The following is a 17,973-nucleotide window of genomic DNA, read 5'->3' on the forward strand; positions in this document are numbered from 1 at the left end:
TCGGAATGACTATCGTCAATTTAAGTTGCGTTTTTCAATAAAGAATTTCTTCAACAAAAAGCCACACTCTTCTTCCAAAACCCCTGATATTACTTTTGTTTTTGGATGTATTTTAGTTTGTAAAACAGAAAAACCAAGTTTAGGTTCACTAGCTCCGTACACTATTTTACCTATTTGCGTCCAGTAACTCGCTCCCGCACACATTTGACAAGGCTCTAGCGTAACATACAAAGTACAGTCTTTTAAATACTTTCCTCCTAAAAAATCTGCTGCTGCAGTAAACGCTTGCATTTCTGCATGTGCGGTAACATCATTTAACAACTCTGTTAAGTTATGTGCTCTTGCTATTATTTGATCTTTAAAAACAATAACTGCACCAACAGGAACCTCTCCTTTATCAAAAGCTAACTCAGCTTCTTGTAAAGCTTTTCTCATAAAGTAGGCATCATCAAATGGATTCATCAACAAGAGTTTTTGTAAATACGAAAACAAATGTAGCCAAAATTTGTTTGTGTAAACTCTAGGTAAAATACTTATTTTTACCAAAATTTACGATTTGATTTCAATCAATACTTCTGAGAATAAAAAAATCTATTTTGCTTCTGACCAACATTTAGGAGCTCCAACTTCTGAAGCTAGTTTTCCTCGTGAACAAAAGTTTGTTACATGGTTAAACGAAGTTAAAAAAGATGCTGAAGCAATTTTTATTCTAGGTGATTTATTCGATTTTTGGTTTGAATATAAAACTGTTGTTCCTAAAGGTTTTGTTCGTGTTTTAGGTAAACTTGCTGAAATAAAAGATAGTGGTATTCCGATTTACTTTTTTGTTGGAAATCATGATTTATGGATGCATGATTATTTTGAAAAGGAATTAGATATCCCTGTATTTCATTCACCTCAAGAATTTAAAATCAACGATAAATTATTTTTAATAGGTCATGGTGATGGATTAGGCCCTGGAGATAAAGGATATAAACGCATGAAAAAAGTGTTTACATTCCCGTTATTTCAATGGATGTTTCGTTGGCTACATCCAGATTTAGGTGTTCGATTAGGACAATACATGTCGGTTAAAAACAAATTGATTTCTGGTGATGAGGATGCTAAATTTTTAGGCGAAGACAATGAATGGCTTGTACAATATTGTAAACGTAAATTAGAAGCTAAACACTACGATTATTTTGTTTTTGGACACAGACATCTTCCTTTAGAAATTCAACTTAAAGAGAACAGTGTTTACCTTAATACGGGGGATTGGATTCAGTATTATACTTATGCGGTTTTTGAAAACGATAAACTATTTTTAAAAGAATATAAACAATAAAAAAAGCACCTCAAAAAGGTGCTTTTTTATGAATTATTCCAATGTTAATCTAATACAAAACGTAATCTTGCAAATAAATGCCTACCATTAGTTCCAAACTGTACAGAACGTCTTGAGTAGATAAAACGTCCACTAGATCTAAAAGCGGGATCGTTCTCATCTGGATAAACATCAAATAAATTATTTGCTCCTAATGTTAAACTTAAGCTCTTATTAAAGTTGTATCCAAAAGAAAGATCTGTAATTACTTTTCCTCCAAAAGTAGTATCTATAGAAGGATCGTTACTGTTAGTTGCTTCTTCAACTTCTCCAAAATAACTATTTCTTAAAAAGATACTCCATTTGTCATTAACACTTAAATTGTGTGATAAATTCCCTTTTGTTGTAGGAACCGAAGACTCTAAATAAATTCTACTTGTTGGGTCAAAATAAGTATCAGACAATCCTCCATTTTTTATAGCTGTTGGAATATTCACACCTTCTACATCCGTTTTCGAAAATGTAAACGCTAAAGTGTTAGTTAACCTCATCTTGTCAGAAAGATTTGCTTTGTGATCAACAACAATATCTACTCCTTTTGTTTGAGTATCTACAGCATTTGCAAAAAATGCTGCTTGTGTAGCATTTGCTTGTTGGAACAATCTTTCCAACTCAGCGTCTCCATTATCATCAAAACTCCCTGTTAATATTACTCTGTCATCAATATTTATAAGATATCCATCAACCGTAAACTTTAAGTTTGCACTTGGCACTTTTGCTGTAAATCCTGCAGAAAACCCAAAAGAAGTTTCTTCTTTTAATTTACCTATTCCTAAAATCCTTGCAACTCTCGAAGTGTTTGAAAATACCCCAACTTCATTTGGTATACCATCTACAAACAAGGTACTGGTTGAACTGTAAGATATTTGATGTAATGATGGTGCTCTAAACCCTGTTTGTAAACTAGTTCTTAAATTAAAGTTTTTAGAAGCTTTTACCCTAGATGCTACTTTTACATTTAAAGTACCTCCAAAATCTGAGAAATTCTCATAACGTACAGCTCCACTTAATAAAAAAGACTCTGTAAAATCTGCTTCAACATCTACATATCCTGCTATAGAGTTTCTGAATGAGTTTACTTCATTTTCTGGCTTAAATCCAGGAAACACTTGAATACCTCCTGGTCTTGAGTTACCAAAAAAATCTTCAGGAACCATTGAATCAGGATCTGTTGGATCATGTACATTCCCCAAAGTATTATATTGTGCATACGACGCTTCCTCCCCTGCTACAATACCATAATTTTCTAAACGATATTCAGCTCCAAAAGCTATATTTAAACCAGACATTACATCTTCGTAAAACTTACTAAGATCAATATTTGTTGTGTTTTCGCTTGAATAAAACCCTCCTGAATTCGCTTCAAAAGGCGTTGAATTACCTAAAGATGCATTGCTTGAATTACTTATCAAATAAGTAAACTCATTTCTACCAAATGTATTTGAAAAATCTACATTCCAATCACCTAACTTTCCTTTTATTCCAATCGCATACGATTTGTCTTGAATATTAGAGTTTATTTCTGGTAAGAACCCGTTCATATATGCTGGAGTGTATGCCCTAGATTGATTTGGTAATCTATAGAAACCTGCTGCATTACCATTCTTATAACTTAAACCAGCATTCCCATAAATAAAGGTTTCATTTCCCAACGGAATTTCCATGTTTGCAAAAAATTGTGCTCCTCTTACCCTTGATTGCCCCACTCTCATGTTAAAATCACTTCTTTTTAAGCCACGGGCTAACAACTCTGCTTCAGTAACATCAGCTCCTAAGATTGTTCGCAATTCTTCTTTTGTTTCAGTACCATTCAATGTAATTCCTGCATCACCCGCATAATTAAAAATATCATCTAAATCATCATCTAATAGGTTTGAAATATTATACCCATCTGCTGCTGCAACTCTTTCAATAGAGTTGTAAGCATTAAATATTGAGCCTTCCCATTCTTGCATTCTATTAGTCCATCCTCTAAAGTCAAAATTTCCAGTAAAATTTATAAACCCTCCATCTTTGCCAATTGGTAATCCATAATTTAACCCTAAATTTAATTTTTCTCCATCTATATCTCTCTCTGGGCTACTTTCACTTGTAAAATTAGCACCTGTTGTTAAGTTAACTTCTAACTTATTTGTAGATTTCTTTAAGACAATATTTATTATTCCTGCAATAGCATCAGAACCATATTGAGCAGCTGCACCATCTCTAAGAATTTCAATTCTTTCAATAGCAATTGATGGAATTGTTGTCATATCTGTTCCCACTGAACCTCTACCAAAAGTACCATTTACGTTTACCAAAGCAGTTTTATGACGTCTTTTCCCATTGATTAACACTAATACTTGATCTGGACCTAATCCTCTTAAAGCAGCTGGTGCGATATGATCCGTACCATCTGAAATTGATTGAGGGTTGGAATTAAAAGACGGCGCTGCATAATTTAAAATTTCTGTCACTGTAACTTGAGGTGCTGACTCAGTTAGCTCAGAAACATCTAACACATCAATAGCTACGGGAGAATCTATTGCGACTCTACCTTTATTACGAGAACCTACAATTACCACCTCTTCTAAGGACTCACTTGATTCTTCAATTACTATTGTAAGATAAGAACTATCAGTTACTTCTACTTCTTTCGTTCTAAACCCCACTGAAGAAACTATAACCGTAACAGGTAACTGACCTACTTTTAAAAAGTATTCTCCATTATCATCAGTTGTTACACCATTAGTAGTACCTTTCTCTATTACATTTACAAAAGGCAGAGGCACTCCATTCGTATCTGTAATTTTCCCTTTTATCGTCTGACCAATCATTGATGTGAACGACATCAATAAAACACAAACAAATAATTTCGTTTTTTGTTCCATAATCATATTGCTATTTTGTTTTTTATGTTAAAAAAGTTAATTTACTATAAACATACTAATATTTAAACCCCACAACAAACATATTCGTAATTAAATCACACCCAACACATTAACACAAAAACTACTATTTATCAATACCAGCAAAACAATCTTATGTACTTCATAAAAAAATTAGACCTCTTAAAAGTATCTTATATCTAAAATCTCTTTATACTCTATTCTTCTAAACACATTTACTTACAACTATTTTAAGCATATTATTCTTTCAATACTTCATAACACTCTATTGTGAAGACTTGACAAACTCATTGTAATCATATGATTCTATGCATAATTTTTAATTATTGAATTGTTGTTTTACTTATTGAGTTTTATTCAAAAACCTTATAACAATAAAGAAATAGACCATAAAAAAAAGCACCTTTTTGAGGTGCTTTTTTTTATTATCAAATAATTAACCTAAAACTTAAAAGTTAATCCTGCTTTAAAAGTCATACCATTGAACCCAAATTGATTTACTTCCCAAGGGTACTTGAAGCGCCCTCCTAAATCTGTCACTACATCTCCTTTAGTATCAATTTCATCTGGATACACATCAAATAAATTATTTACCTGAGCATTAAACGAAATCATGTCTGAAAACTCATAACCAAAAGACACATCAGTTATTACTTTCCCACTAAATGTTTGATCTTTATTGGGATCTGTTGCATGTTGCCAAGTTACTTCTCCAAAATAGGTGTTATTTAAAAAAGCGGTGAACTTTTTATACTTGTAATCTGCACCAAACAAAAGTTTGGTATTTGGTCTTGCACTAATAATTCTAGATTGCTCTTTTCTATTAAATATAGCATTCTTATAATTTGCCAATTTAGTAGGGGTTTTTACTTCTCCTTCTAATTTTGTCCTGTTAATATTTAACGCTAAATTCAATCCAAGTTTTCCCGCTGCAAAATCTATATTTTTGTAACGCATTGTGTAATCAAATCCTTCTGTTTTTGTATCAGCCGCATTAATAAAAAACTTAATACTTGTAACACTGTTATCATCTAAAATTTGTTGAACAGTAGCATTTGAATTACCATTATCATCAGTTCCTCCAATTTCCCCTGAAAATACAACTCTATCTTCTACTTTAACATTATAATAGTCTAATGAAATAGTAAAATCATTAGAAGCCTTAACAGTTAATCCTGCTGAAATATTTTTTGATGTTTCTGCAAACAATGAAGCTACTCCTAAATCTTTAATCACAGGACTCACGTTGTTGAATGTTCCTTGATTAGAGATTGTACCTCCAGAAACCAAAGTTTGCACATTACTTAAATATACTTGATGTAATGAAGGCGCCCTAAATCCAGTACTATATGACGCTCTCAACACACCTGCTTCCCCAACTTTGTACCTAGAACTCACTTTCCATGAAAAATTATCTCCAAAGTCAGAATAATTCTCATAACGTAATGCTCCACCAATTAAGAAATCTTCTGAAACATCCCAATCTAAGGTTCCGTAACCTCCAATATTTGTTCTTGTTTCATTTAAAGCGTTACTTGGTTGTAAACCTGGAAATGATTGTGCTCCTCCATCAATATAAGACGCTTCTTCTCCTGCAGTTACTTCAAATCGCTCCTGACGACCTTCCACACCTAAACCTATACTTACATCTCCAAAAGAACGACTTACATCAAAGTTTCCTATAATATTACTAAAAGCATATGCTCCAGCATCAAAAGACGTAGGGCTATTTGGACCTAGACTTACATTAATTGTATTTCCTATTGTATAATCCACAGAGTTACGCCCAAAACTTGCACTTAAATCTGCATCAAAACCACCTAGCTTAAACTTACTTCCTGCTGTAAATAAGATATCTTGAATATCTGTTTCAAAAGTTGGTTGAAAACCATCATATGGTTCTCCATCTGGAGTTAATAATCCAAAATCATCAGTAATCCAGTATGGAGGTCTATACAATGCAAAACTTTTACCTTGTCGCATATTAAAACCACCAAATGCATATAATTTTGTGTTCTCGTTTAGAGGATATTCAGCATTCACAAACAAATCTCCTTTTTTCATCTCTGGTTGCCCTATAATCATTCCTAAGTCTGGATTATCCCTTGTCCATTGATTATCTACACCAAATAAATCATCCTTTCCAGGTTCAGCTGCCCTGTCAGTTTTTTCTTGATAGCTCAATCCTAAAGTAGTATTAACAAACCCTCCTTCTCCAAAAGTAAACGTATGATTAACATCACCATCAATATTAAAACCATCTCCCTCTTTGGTTACCCCTGAGTTTACATTTACCTGAGTGAAGTCAATATTCTTCTTCAATATTATATTAACAACACCAGCTACTGCATCTGAACCATATTGAGCAGAAGCCCCATCACGTAAAATCTCCACTCTTTCAATAGCTGCTGTTGGAATACTTTTCATATCCACACCTACTTCACCTTTTCCTGGTGTATCATTTACATACACTAAAGCACTCTGATTTTTACGCTTTCCGTTTACCAAAACCAATGTTCTACTAGGTCCTAATCCACGTAAATCAGCTGGATCAAAATGAGCTGTTGCATCAGATATTGTTTGATTACTTGAATTGTATGAAGGAACTGTATAAGTTAACATCTGATCAATATTTGTTTGACCTGTTGCTTGTAGTTCTCTGACACTTACATTATCAATAGGAACAGCAGAATCTAAAATTGTCCTCGGTTTAGAACGGTTACCTGTTAAAACAACCTCATCTAAAACATTATCATCTCTTAAGACAACTGTAACATAAGAAGACTTGTATACTGTTTTTTCTAAAGTAGAGAATCCTACCGAAGAAAAAACTAAAGTAACTGGTATCTTTTTTACATTAAGAGTAAACTCTCCATTATCATCTGTACTTACTCCATTTACAGTTTCTTTCTCCAATACATTTACAAATGGAAGAGGTGATCCACTTTCATCTGTTACTTTACCTTTTATTGTCTGACCAATCATTGATGCAAAAGACATCAATAAAATGAAGACAATTACTTTATTTTTTTTATCCATAAGTAATTAAGTTTAGTTAAAGTTAAAACGTTAAAATATGTTAATTTACAACAAGAATAATAAATTTAAACATAAAAAATAAACAAATACATAAAAAAATATGTAATCATTTAAAAAAACAACAAGAACACAGAATGTTTTTAGCTTTAACCATACTTTAACAGCTGTTATTTTCTTATTATTGTAGCTTTGTTTCATATAAATTCTAATTTATTTCAATTACTATGGATATAGATGTAAGAGCCATCAATGAAAAGATAGAAAGAGAAAGTGCTTTTGTAGATTTATTAACTACAGAAATGAACAAAGTAATTGTGGGTCAAAAACACATGATTGAGCGATTACTAATTGGACTTTTAGGAAATGGACATATCTTATTAGAAGGTGTACCTGGGCTTGCAAAAACCTTAGCAATTAACACACTTTCAAAAGCAGTTGACGGAAGCTTTAGTCGTATTCAGTTTACTCCAGATTTATTACCTGCTGATGTGGTAGGTACTATGATATACAATGTAAAGGAAAATGATTTCTCTATTAAAAAGGGACCTATTTTTGCCAACTTTGTATTAGCTGATGAGATCAACCGTGCCCCTGCTAAAGTACAGTCTGCTTTATTAGAAGCAATGCAAGAGCGTCAAATCACTATTGGAGATGAAACTTTTAAATTAGATGAGCCTTTCTTGGTAATGGCCACTCAAAACCCAGTAGAACAAGAAGGAACTTACCCGCTTCCTGAAGCACAGGTAGACCGTTTTATGTTAAAAACTGTAATTGACTATCCAAAATTACAAGACGAGCAACTTATTATGCGTCAAAACTTAAACGGAAGTTTTCAAAAAATAAACCCTGTAATTTCTATAGACCAGATTATAAAAGCTCGTAACGTAGTTAATGAGGTTTATATGGATGAAAAAATCGAAAAATATATCTTAGATATTGTTTTCGCAACTCGTTATCCTGAAAAATATAATTTAGAAAAATTAAAACCTCTTATCAGTTTTGGGTCTTCTCCTCGTGGTAGTATCGCTTTAGCAAAAGCCGCAAAGTGTTATGCTTTCATCAAACGAAGAGGATACGTGATTCCCGAAGATGTTAGAGCAATAGTAAATGATGTTTTACGCCACAGAATTGGTATTACATATGAAGCAGAAGCTGAAAACATTACATCTATAGATATTATCAATTCTATTATTAACGAAGTACAAGTACCTTAATCAATTATCAATGAGCAATTATCAGCCAAAAACACTTTACTGATTATTGATAACTGTTAACTGACAATTGAAAACATGGATACAAAAGAGTTACTAAAAAAAGTTCGAAAAATAGAAATAAAGACACGTAGGCTGTCTAATCATATTTTTGGAGGAGAATATCATTCAACCTTTAAAGGTAGAGGTATGACTTTTTCTGAAGTACGTCAATATCAATATGGAGACGATATCAGGGCTATTGATTGGAACGTTACTGCTCGCTACAACGAACCTTATGTAAAAGTTTTTGAAGAAGAACGCGAACTTACCATGATGTTGGTAGTAGACATTTCTGGTTCTGAGTTTTTTGGTACTTCTGAACAATTTAAAAAAGATACTGTAACAGAAATTGCAGCAACATTGGCTTTTTCTGCTATTCAAAATAACGATAAAGTCGGGTTAATTCTGTTTTCTGATCAAGTTGAACTGTATATTCCTCCTAAAAAAGGGAAAAGTCACGTATTACGAATTATCCGTGAGCTTATCGAGTTTCAACCAATAAGTAGACAAACTAATATCAGTGAAGCTCTCAAATTTTTATCCAACATCATGAAAAAGAAAGCAATTGTTTTTATGCTTTCTGATTTTATGGATGATGGTTATGAACGTACGTTAAAAATTGTTGGTAACAAACATGATGTAACCGGTATACGTGTGTATGATAAACATGATGAGGAAATTCCTAATTTAGGAATGGTTCCTATGATGGATGCTGAAACAGGAAAAACTCAATTGGTTAATACGAGTTCAAAATCAGTTAGAACTCATTTTAAGGCTAACGCCTTGCGTTTAACTGATTATTTTGAAACCTCTTTTACTAAAAGTGGTGCTGGAACTATTAGCACTAGAGTTGATGAAAGTTACGTACGAAAATTGTTAGGTTATTTTAAACGAAAAGGATAAGAACAAACAATGAAACACAAACTACTTTACATATGCTTGTTTTTAACTTCTTTTGCCTTTACACAACAACCTCAGGTAAAAGCAGAAATTGACACAACAAACATCAGAATTGGAGAACAGTTTCAATATAAAATATCTGTTGATGAAACTGAAAATGTTATCATTCCTAAGCTAGAAAACCTAAAAGGATTAGAGGTTATCGATACACTCAAAATCGACACTATTGAAAACAAACTCATCCGAAAATATATTTTAACAGGTTTTGATAGCGGTGCTTTTTACATTCCGCAACAACAAATATTTATTAGAAACCAAGCTTATTTAACCGATAGTTTACTAGTTAACGTAACTACTGTTCCTATTGACACTACTAAAATTAAAAAATTCCCTATTAAAGGAATTAAGGGAGAACCATATCAGTTTGACGATTTCAAACAATACATCTGGTGGGTTGTAATAGCCTTTATTATTATAGCTCTACTACTCTACTTCTTTGTTTTCAAAAAGAAAAAAGAACAAGAAGAAAAGGTTGTTATTCCTTTGTTGCCTCCATATGAAGAAGCAATACAAAAACTGGAGGAACTTGACAAAAAACTGTTATGGCAAAACAATCAGGTTAAAAAATATTACAGTGAATTAACAGACATTGTAAGAGGTTATATTGAACGAGAGTTACGTGTCCCAGCCTTAGAGAGTACTACTGATGAATTAATTGATGTTTTGAAAGACTTCAATGACACAAAGTCAATAGAAACCTCTAGGGAAATTATTGACAAATTAAAGGGACTATTACAAGAGTCTGACTTAGTAAAATTTGCAAAGTCTAAGCCTTTATCGCACGAAATAGAGGAAGACCGAAAAGATGCTAAGCTTATCATAGACAATTTAAAACCTAAAAAACAAGAAGAAGATGATGAAGTGGAATAATTTCGAGTTTCATAGTCCCGAGTTTTTATGGTTGCTAATATTAATTCCTTTGTTAGCTTTTTGGAGTTTTTATACCCGAAAAAAAGATAGTGCTCAGCTTAGAATACCAAGCACTAAAGGTTTTAAAGTGCAAGGTTCAATTTTACCTAAACTAAAACCTCTATCACAACTCTTAAGATTATTGGCATTAACCTGCTTAATAGTTGCTTTGGCACGCCCTAGAAATGTAGCTGTTAGTAAAAAAACAAAGACGAATAGAGGAATTGATATTGTAATGGCTGTTGATGTTTCGGCCAGTATGCTAGCAAAAGACCTTAAACCAAACCGCCTGGAAGCTTTAAAAAGAGTTGCAACTGACTTTATAAACCGACGCCCAAATGATCGTATTGGTATTGTAGTCTATGCAGGAGAAAGTTTTACACAAACTCCAATAACTAGTGATAAATCTATTGTAAAAAGAACCATTTCAGAAATTAAATGGGGACAACTTGAAGGAGGAACAGCTATTGGAATGGGATTAGGTTCTGCGGTTAACAGACTAAAAGATAGCAAAGCCAAAAGTAAAGTTATTATCTTATTGACAGATGGTGTAAATAACGCTGGTTTTGTTGACCCTAAGACTGCTACTGATTTAGCAAAAGGAAACGATATTAAGGTTTATACTATTGGTATTGGAACTAACGGAATGGCTCCTTTCCCTTGGGCTAAAGACCCAAGAACAGGAAAAATTTCATTTAAAAATCAACCAGTTGAAATTGACGAAGATTTGCTAAAGCATATTGCCAATGAAACTAGCGGTAAATATTTTAGAGCAACTAACAACACCAAGTTAAAAGAAATTTACGACGAGATTGACAAGTTAGAAAAAACTAAAATCGAAGAGTTTAAGTATTATAATTACTCTGAAAAATATCGTTTTTTAGTACTTCTAGCAGGAATATTTTTACTCTTAGAGTTCACCCTAAAAAACACAGTATTTAAAAGTTTTATTTAAGCAAGATGTACAAATTAGAAGAACCAATATATTTTTATCTTTTTGCAATTATTCCTGTAATAATTGTGGTTTTCCTATTAGTTTTATGGTGGAAAAAACGAACTCAAAAAAAGTTTGCTAATCCAGCTCTTTTATCTAAAATAGCACCAAACACATCAACCTTTAAATCAGTATTAAAACTTGTTTTCTTTTTAGTAGGATTATCGTTTTTAATTCTGTCATTAGTTAACCCTAAAATGGGAACAAAACTAAAAACCGTTAAAAGAGAAGGTGTTGATGTAGTGTTTGCTTTAGACGTTTCTAAAAGTATGTTAGCAGAAGATATTGCTCCTAACAGATTAGAAAAAGCAAAACAAATTATATCTAAAACTATTGATAAGTTAGGAAGTGATAGAGTTGGTATTATTATCTATGCAGGTAATGCTTATCCTTTACTACCTATTACCACCGATCATGCTGCTGCAAAAATGTTTTTGCAAAACGCCAATCCAGATATGGTTTCTAGTCAAGGAACAGCTATCAATGAAGCTTTAAATCTAGCAAACACTTATTACGATAACGATGAGCAAACTAATCGTTTTTTAATCATTATTTCAGATGGTGAAGATCATCAAGAAGAAACTAAGCAAGTTGCTCAAAACATCGCCAACGAAGGTGTTAAAGTATATACAGTAGGTGTAGGAACTGAAAAAGGAGGTCGAATTCCTATTAAATTAAATGGCGCGCTTATTGGTTATAAAAAAAACAGAATGGGAGAAACAGTAATCACTCAAAGGAAACCTGATGTTTTACAAGGTGTTGCTGATGCTTCTGACGGACAATATTTTGATGGTAATAAAACTGAAAATCCAGTAGAAGCCATTGAGAAGATTATTGGAAATGCACAAAAAAATGAATTTGAGACAAAACAATTTTCTGATTATAAAGACCAATTTCAATGGTTTGTAGGTATTGGGCTGTTGTTTTTAATTTTAGATATGTTTTTATTTGACAAGAAAACCAAATGGTTGAAGAAAGTAGATTTGTTTAACGAAGAATCTTAAAGTGTAGTATGAAAAGTTTACAAAATTTAATATTCATTCTAGTTTTTGCAGTTTCTGCAATGGCAAATGCGCAACAAGACACACTTAAACTACAACGTGAAGCACGTGCTTTGTTACGAGAAGGAAACAAACTATATAACAAACAAAAGTTTAGTGATGCTGCTATTGCCTACCGAAAAGCCTTAGGTAAGAACAGCAAGTATGAAAAAGCAAGCTATAATTTTGGTAATACTTTATACCAAGAAAAGAAATACAAAGAAGCTGTAGAACAGTTTAAAGTAACTACTGAGACTTCAAAAGACAAAATGGCTCAGGCTGAAGCTTATCACAACATAGGTAATGCTATGATGGAACAAAAGCAGTATGAACAAGCTGTTGAAGCCTTTAAAAATTCTTTACGTAGAAATCCGAATGACGATGAAACTCGTTATAATTTAGCTGTTGCTCAAAAAGAAGCTAAAAAGCAACAACAAAACCAGAAGGACAACAAGGATAAAAACAAAGACAAGAAGAACGACAAGAATAAAGATCAGCAAAAACAAAACGACAAAGACAAGAAGAACGACAAAAATAAAGATCAAAAAGGCGACGATAAGGACAAAAAGGATGATAAACAAGATCAGAAAAATGACGATCAAAAAAATCAACAAAAACCTAATCAAGATCAAAAAGACAAACAAAACCAAAAACCTAAACCTCAACAAGGTAAAATGACTCCCGAACAAATGAAACAACTTTTAGAGAGTTTAAATAATGAGGAAAACAAGACGCAGAAAAAAATGAATGCGAAAAAATCAAAAGGAAGAAAAGTAAAACAAGAAAAAGACTGGTAATTTTACCATTTTTAAAATCTTATTTATTTTTAGACATTTTTGAAAATTAACATGAAGTTGAAAGTATACATATCGTTATTAGTTAGTTTTATAACATTTACCATTAATGCACAAGATGCTGCGTTAACGGCTACCGTTAGTAAAAATAAGTTAGGTGTAAACCAACGATTACGTATTGAGTTTTCAATCAACAAACAAGGAGCCGATAATTTTAAAGAACCTAATTTTACTAATTTTAAAATAGTTGGAGGTCCTAGTCAATCAGTAAGTCAATCTTGGATTAACGGTAAGGTTTCTTTCAATCAATCCTACACCTACATACTACAGCCTAAAAGAAAAGGAGAATTTAATATCCCCTCTGCTAGTATTGAAATTGATGGAAAAACAATAAAATCAAACCCTATAAAAGTTATTGTTTTAGATGCTGTTGACATTCCTAAAAACCCAAATGACCCTAGTTATATTGCTGAGCAAAATATTCATTTAGTTGCCGAAATTTCTAAATCTAAACCTTATGTTGGTGAAGGGATTTATGTAGAATATCGCTTATATTTTAGCGATAATGTTGGTATTTATGATAATGCCATAACAGAAGCCCCACAATACAATGGTTTCTGGAATCAAGAAATTAAACGTAACGGAATGCCTGTTAAAACAGGTACTTACAACGGTGAAACTTATCGTTATGCTGTTTTACATAAAGCCCTGTTAATTCCAACAACCTCTGGTAAACTGACAATCGATCCTATGAAAATGGATATAATTGTGGCAGTTCCTACTGGAAGAGCCGACTTTTTCGGAAACGTAATTACACGTCAAGTTCGTAAAGAGTTTTCTTCTGCTAAGAAAATTGTTAACGCTCAGGCTTTACCTCTAAAAAACAAACCAGAAGACTTCACAGGAGCTGTAGGAGAGTTTTCTTTTGATGTTTCTTTAAGTAAAAATACCTTAAAAGCAAATGAATCATCACAAATTAAAGTTTCGGTAAATGGTAAAGGAAATTTAAAACTTTTTGAACTACCAAAAGTTGAAACTCCTAAAGAACTAGAAGTTTATCAACCTGAAAGAAAAGAAAACGTTCGTATTACTGGAACTGGATTATCTGGTTCCGTTACCGATAACTACACTGTTGTTCCTGAGTTTAAAGGAAAATATAGAATTCCAAAAACTAGCTTTTCTTACTTTAACCCTAAAGAAAAAGTATACCAAACCATCACTACAGATGATTTATACGTTGATGTTTTAGAAGGAAAAGAAATTCCAACAAACTCTGATGCTAATACAGTAGCCAAACAAGAGGTAAAAGTTACAGGTAGCGATTTTAGATATATTCAAACAAACACCAATTTACAACCTGTAAAAACAGGTGACTTATTTAAGTCAACCTTATTTTATATTCTTTTATTACTTCCTATTTTAGCTATTCCTGTTGGAATTGTTATTCAAAAAAAGAAAGAAGAACGTGATAGTGATGTATTGGGTAATAAGTTGCGAAAAGCAGACAGACTTGCTAAGAAATACTTATCAGAAGCACAAAAACAATTAGGCAGTAAAGAAGCTTTTTATGAGGCTTTAGAAAGAGCCTTACATAATTACTTAAAAGCAAAACTGGGTGTAGAAACATCTGACATAAGTCGTGAAAAAATTACTGATTTATTAGCTGACAAAAACGTTAATAAGGAAACCATTAATAGTTTTATTGAAGTATTTAATGATTGTGATTTTGCTAGATATACTCCAATTACTAATGTGCAAATGAAAGAGGAATATGAAAAAGCAAAACAAGTAATAACGCAATTAGATAGACAGTTATAATGAGAAAGCTAGTTATATATTTATTCTTATTTGTGTCAACAATTACGTTAGCACAAAACGCCAACGATTTATTTTCAAACGCTAATTCTTTGTACAAAGAAGGTAATTACGAAGAAGCTATTAAACTATATGAGCAAATAGAAGACGAAAACCTAGCATCATCCGAAGTCTATTACAACTTGGGTAATTGTTACTATAAGCTTAATAAAGTAGCTCCTACTATTTATAATTACGAAAAAGCACTGCAACTAGACCCTTTGAATGAAGATGCTAAAAACAACTTAGTTATAGCAAAACGCTTAACACTTGATAGAATTGAAGCGTTACCTAAATCAGTATTTCAAAAATTCAATGAAAACTACTTACAAAAATTTACTTATAACACTTGGGCTGTAATTACTATTGCTCTTTCTTTTATTGCTTCTATTTTATTTTTACTGTTTTATTTTGCCTATACTCCAAGTAAAAAAAGGATTTACTTTACAACAAGCATTATATCCTTTTTACTTTTAATAACCTCTTTTGTTATTACATACACACAATATAACCAAGCTAAAAATAATATTGAAGCCATTATTTATACTGAAGAAGTTACTGTTAACAATGAACCTACCGATAACTCTAATGAAATTTTCACATTACATGAAGGAACTAAGGTTAATGTATTAGATTCTGTAGATAATTGGAAAAAAATAAAACTAGCTGATGGAAAAATTGGATGGGTTAAAACTAAAATTTTAAAAGAACTATAACATTTTAGCTTTAAAAAATTAATTACATTTGCCACTAAATGAATAAAAAAATTATCTTGAAATCTAAAATCGCCATCTTTTTTATCGTTTTGTTTGCGGGCATTATTGTTACGCCTTCGGTGATTACGTTGGTTGATAAAGATCAAGATATTACTATTTTCTTAAATCTAAGTGAAGAAGAAGAAAACACTAAACATGTTAAGGTAGCTGAATTAAAAGCTCATCCTAACGAAGATTATACTTCTTTTTTATATAAGAAAATCCAAAAAAAGAAAAATGTTAGTTTTCAATCTAAAAACTACGTTTCACAATACCCAAAAATTCTTACCCCACCTCCCGAGTTTTTTACTGCTTAATAATTTTTAAGTAAACACCTCCTACAAGAGGTTCTGAATAGAAAACCTGGAAAATATTTCAATACGCAGTAATAATACTATTGCTTTATTGAGACGTTTTGAGTTTCTCTTAGTAAATCAATCATTTAAATTAAATACGCTCTAAATTTTTATTTGGAGTCTAAATAAACGCATATATTATGTTTAAAACTATTAAAAGCGACTTACCCGCAAGTATTGTCGTATTCTTTGTTGCTTTACCTTTATGTTTAGGTATTGCTTTAGCTAGTGGAGCTCCTCTTTTTTCAGGTGTAATTGCAGGAATTATAGGAGGTACTGTTGTTGGAGCCTTAAGTGGTTCTAAAATCGGAGTTAGTGGTCCTGCAGCCGGTTTAGCTGCCATTGTATTAACTGCTATTGGTGCTTTAGGTGGCTATGAAAACTTCTTAGTAGCTGTTGTATTAGGAGGTATTATTCAAATACTTTTTGGAGTTCTTAAAGCTGGAGTTATTGGTTACTACTTTCCTTCATCAGTAATTAAAGGAATGCTTACCGGTATTGGTATTATTATAATTTTAAAACAAATTCCTCATTTCTTCGGATATGATGCAGAGCCAGAAGGAGCTGATAGCTTTATTGAACCTTCAGGAGAAAATACTTTTTCAGCTATTTTAAGTATTACTGATAATATTACGATGGGGTCAATGGTTATCGGTTTTATTGGGTTAGCTATTTTAATTCTTTGGGATAAAGTTTTAAGTAAAAAGGGAAAAATATTCCAATTAATTCAAGGTCCATTAGTAGCTGTAGTAATGGGAATTATCTTTTTTACCTTAACACAAGGAAATGAAACATTCGCAATACAAGCATCTCATTTAGTAAGTGTACCTATTCCTGAAAGTTTTGATTCTTTCTTAGGACAATTTACATTCCCTAATTTTAGTGCTATTACCAACTACGAGGTATGGGTAACTGCATTTACAATTGCATTAGTAGCTAGTTTAGAAACTTTACTTTGTGTTGAGGCTACAGATAAATTAGATCCAGATAAAAATGTAACTCCAACAAATAGAGAATTATTAGCACAAGGAACAGGAAATATTTTATCTGGTTTAATTGGAGGTTTACCAATTACTCAAGTAATTGTAAGAAGTTCTGCTAATATTCAATCAGGAGGTAAATCTAAAATGTCAGCAATTATTCACGGGTTATTCTTACTATTATCTGTTATTTTAATTCCTACCCTATTAAATAAAATACCATTATCTGTATTAGCCGCAATTTTATTAGTTGTTGGTTATAAACTAGCTAAACCAAGCTTATTTAAACAAATGTTTGCCTTAGGATGGAAACAATTTGTTCCTTTTATTGTAACTGTTTTAGGTATTGTTTTCACCGATTTACTTACAGGAATTTCTTTAGGATTAGCAGTAGGAGTTTTTGTTATTTTAATAAAGAGTTATCAAAACTCTCATTTCTTACATATTGAAGATAAAAGTAACGGGATACATAAAATAAAAATGACACTTGCTGAAGAAGTTACTTTCTTTAACAAAGGAGCTATTTTAAAAGAGTTAGATAGCTTACCTGAAGACACTCACTTAGAATTAGATGTAAGAAAAACTAGGTACTTAGATAATGATATTGTTGAAATTTTAGAGGATTTTGCATTCAAAGCAAAAGAAAAAAACATCAATATTAAACTTATTTCAGAACGCGGTGTTGTAGAAAACCCTGAAAGCTTTATTAAGTTCTTTAAACTTAGACCAAAAGCGGCATAGCCTTAAAATACTTTACCAACAATATTCTTAAATGTGTATTGTTAGTA

General features: G+C 32.0%; 14 protein-coding genes. 11 read left to right on the plus strand and 3 right to left on the minus strand.

The genetic code is table 11. The annotated features are described in order from the left end of the window. Positions 1-15: 15 nt before the first annotated feature. Positions 16-465, minus strand: coding sequence for a nucleoside deaminase (locus tag VCM48_RS08730; RefSeq protein WP_099215166.1), 450 nt, complete (start codon positions 463-465; stop codon positions 16-18). Positions 466-556: 91 nt separating this feature from the next. Here VCM48_RS08730 and VCM48_RS08735 point away from each other — a divergent pair, with 91 nt between their 5' ends. After that, complete coding sequence (locus VCM48_RS08735; RefSeq protein ID WP_482270260.1) at positions 557-1,324, plus strand: UDP-2,3-diacylglucosamine diphosphatase; 768 nt, start codon at positions 557-559, stop codon at positions 1,322-1,324. Positions 1,325-1,368: 44 nt separating this feature from the next. Here VCM48_RS08735 and VCM48_RS08740 read toward each other — a convergent pair whose 3' ends face one another. Together VCM48_RS08740 and VCM48_RS08745 are read right to left on the minus strand one after the other, a co-directional pair. Further along, a complete protein-coding gene (locus VCM48_RS08740; protein ID WP_482270261.1) occupies positions 1,369-4,233 on the minus strand; it encodes a TonB-dependent receptor in 2,865 nt (954 codons plus the stop codon). A gap of 459 nt (positions 4,234-4,692) precedes the next feature. Beyond that, positions 4,693-7,290, minus strand: a complete 2,598-nt coding sequence (locus VCM48_RS08745; RefSeq protein WP_482270262.1) for a TonB-dependent receptor — start codon at positions 7,288-7,290, stop codon at positions 4,693-4,695. Positions 7,291-7,514: 224 nt separating this feature from the next. Here VCM48_RS08745 and VCM48_RS08750 point away from each other — a divergent pair, with 224 nt between their 5' ends. From VCM48_RS08750 to VCM48_RS08795, 10 genes are all read left to right on the plus strand, one after another. Beyond that, positions 7,515-8,504 (plus strand): AAA family ATPase, encoded by a 990-nt coding sequence (locus VCM48_RS08750; protein ID WP_099215163.1) that lies wholly within the window; start codon positions 7,515-7,517, stop codon positions 8,502-8,504. 75 nt (positions 8,505-8,579) lie between these two features. Next, positions 8,580-9,446 carry a DUF58 domain-containing protein gene (locus tag VCM48_RS08755; protein ID WP_482270263.1) on the plus strand — a complete coding sequence of 289 codons (867 nt, stop codon included), beginning with the start codon at positions 8,580-8,582 and terminating at the stop codon, positions 9,444-9,446. A 9-nt stretch (positions 9,447-9,455) separates the two neighbouring features. Further along, a complete protein-coding gene (locus tag VCM48_RS08760; protein WP_482270264.1) occupies positions 9,456-10,373 on the plus strand; it encodes a hypothetical protein in 918 nt (305 codons plus the stop codon). Then, complete coding sequence (locus VCM48_RS08765) at positions 10,360-11,367, plus strand: vWA domain-containing protein (RefSeq protein ID WP_482272220.1); 1,008 nt, start codon at positions 10,360-10,362, stop codon at positions 11,365-11,367. The genes VCM48_RS08760 and VCM48_RS08765 overlap by 14 nt, the downstream gene beginning before the upstream one ends. 5 nt (positions 11,368-11,372) lie before the next feature. Further along, a complete protein-coding gene (locus tag VCM48_RS08770) occupies positions 11,373-12,410 on the plus strand; it encodes a VWA domain-containing protein (RefSeq protein ID WP_482270265.1) in 1,038 nt (345 codons plus the stop codon). An 8-nt stretch (positions 12,411-12,418) separates the two neighbouring features. After that, the gene (locus tag VCM48_RS08775) at positions 12,419-13,243 is read left to right on the plus strand and encodes a tetratricopeptide repeat protein (RefSeq protein ID WP_440120146.1); all 825 of its coding nucleotides are present in this window, start codon (positions 12,419-12,421) and stop codon (positions 13,241-13,243) included. 51 nt (positions 13,244-13,294) lie between these two features. Further along, positions 13,295-15,058, plus strand: a complete 1,764-nt coding sequence (locus tag VCM48_RS08780) for a BatD family protein (protein WP_482270266.1) — start codon at positions 13,295-13,297, stop codon at positions 15,056-15,058. Continuing rightward, a complete protein-coding gene (locus VCM48_RS08785; RefSeq protein ID WP_482270267.1) occupies positions 15,058-15,810 on the plus strand; it encodes a tetratricopeptide repeat protein in 753 nt (250 codons plus the stop codon). The genes VCM48_RS08780 and VCM48_RS08785 overlap by 1 nt, the downstream gene beginning before the upstream one ends. 38 nt (positions 15,811-15,848) lie before the next feature. Continuing rightward, positions 15,849-16,166: a hypothetical protein gene (locus tag VCM48_RS08790; protein WP_482270268.1), complete on the plus strand. Its 318-nt coding sequence runs from the start codon at positions 15,849-15,851 to the stop codon at positions 16,164-16,166. Between the two features lie 179 nt (positions 16,167-16,345). Next, the gene (locus tag VCM48_RS08795; protein WP_274638644.1) at positions 16,346-17,926 is read left to right on the plus strand and encodes a SulP family inorganic anion transporter; all 1,581 of its coding nucleotides are present in this window, start codon (positions 16,346-16,348) and stop codon (positions 17,924-17,926) included. Positions 17,927-17,973 lie beyond the last annotated feature (47 nt).

The organism is Tenacibaculum sp. DPLXC6 (genome assembly GCF_056815515.1).

Excerpts from the sequence above, each read along its gene's own strand:
- VCM48_RS08745 (WP_482270262.1), bottom strand. The coding sequence starts at position 7,290 with ATGGATAAAAAAAATAAAGTAATTGTCTTCATTTTATTGATGTCTTTT.
- VCM48_RS08795 (WP_274638644.1), top strand. The coding sequence starts at position 16,346 with ATGTTTAAAACTATTAAAAGCGACTTACCCGCAAGTATTGTCGTATTC.
- VCM48_RS08775 (WP_440120146.1), top strand. The coding sequence starts at position 12,419 with ATGAAAAGTTTACAAAATTTAATATTCATTCTAGTTTTTGCAGTTTCT.
- VCM48_RS08780 (WP_482270266.1), top strand. The coding sequence starts at position 13,295 with ATGAAGTTGAAAGTATACATATCGTTATTAGTTAGTTTTATAACATTT.
- VCM48_RS08740 (WP_482270261.1), bottom strand. The coding sequence starts at position 4,233 with ATGGAACAAAAAACGAAATTATTTGTTTGTGTTTTATTGATGTCGTTC.
- VCM48_RS08770 (WP_482270265.1), top strand. The coding sequence starts at position 11,373 with ATGTACAAATTAGAAGAACCAATATATTTTTATCTTTTTGCAATTATT.
- VCM48_RS08755 (WP_482270263.1), top strand. The coding sequence starts at position 8,580 with ATGGATACAAAAGAGTTACTAAAAAAAGTTCGAAAAATAGAAATAAAG.
- VCM48_RS08790 (WP_482270268.1), top strand. The coding sequence starts at position 15,849 with ATGAATAAAAAAATTATCTTGAAATCTAAAATCGCCATCTTTTTTATC.
- VCM48_RS08760 (WP_482270264.1), top strand. The coding sequence starts at position 9,456 with ATGAAACACAAACTACTTTACATATGCTTGTTTTTAACTTCTTTTGCC.
- VCM48_RS08785 (WP_482270267.1), top strand. The coding sequence starts at position 15,058 with ATGAGAAAGCTAGTTATATATTTATTCTTATTTGTGTCAACAATTACG.
- VCM48_RS08750 (WP_099215163.1), top strand. The coding sequence starts at position 7,515 with ATGGATATAGATGTAAGAGCCATCAATGAAAAGATAGAAAGAGAAAGT.
- VCM48_RS08765 (WP_482272220.1), top strand. The coding sequence starts at position 10,360 with ATGAAGTGGAATAATTTCGAGTTTCATAGTCCCGAGTTTTTATGGTTG.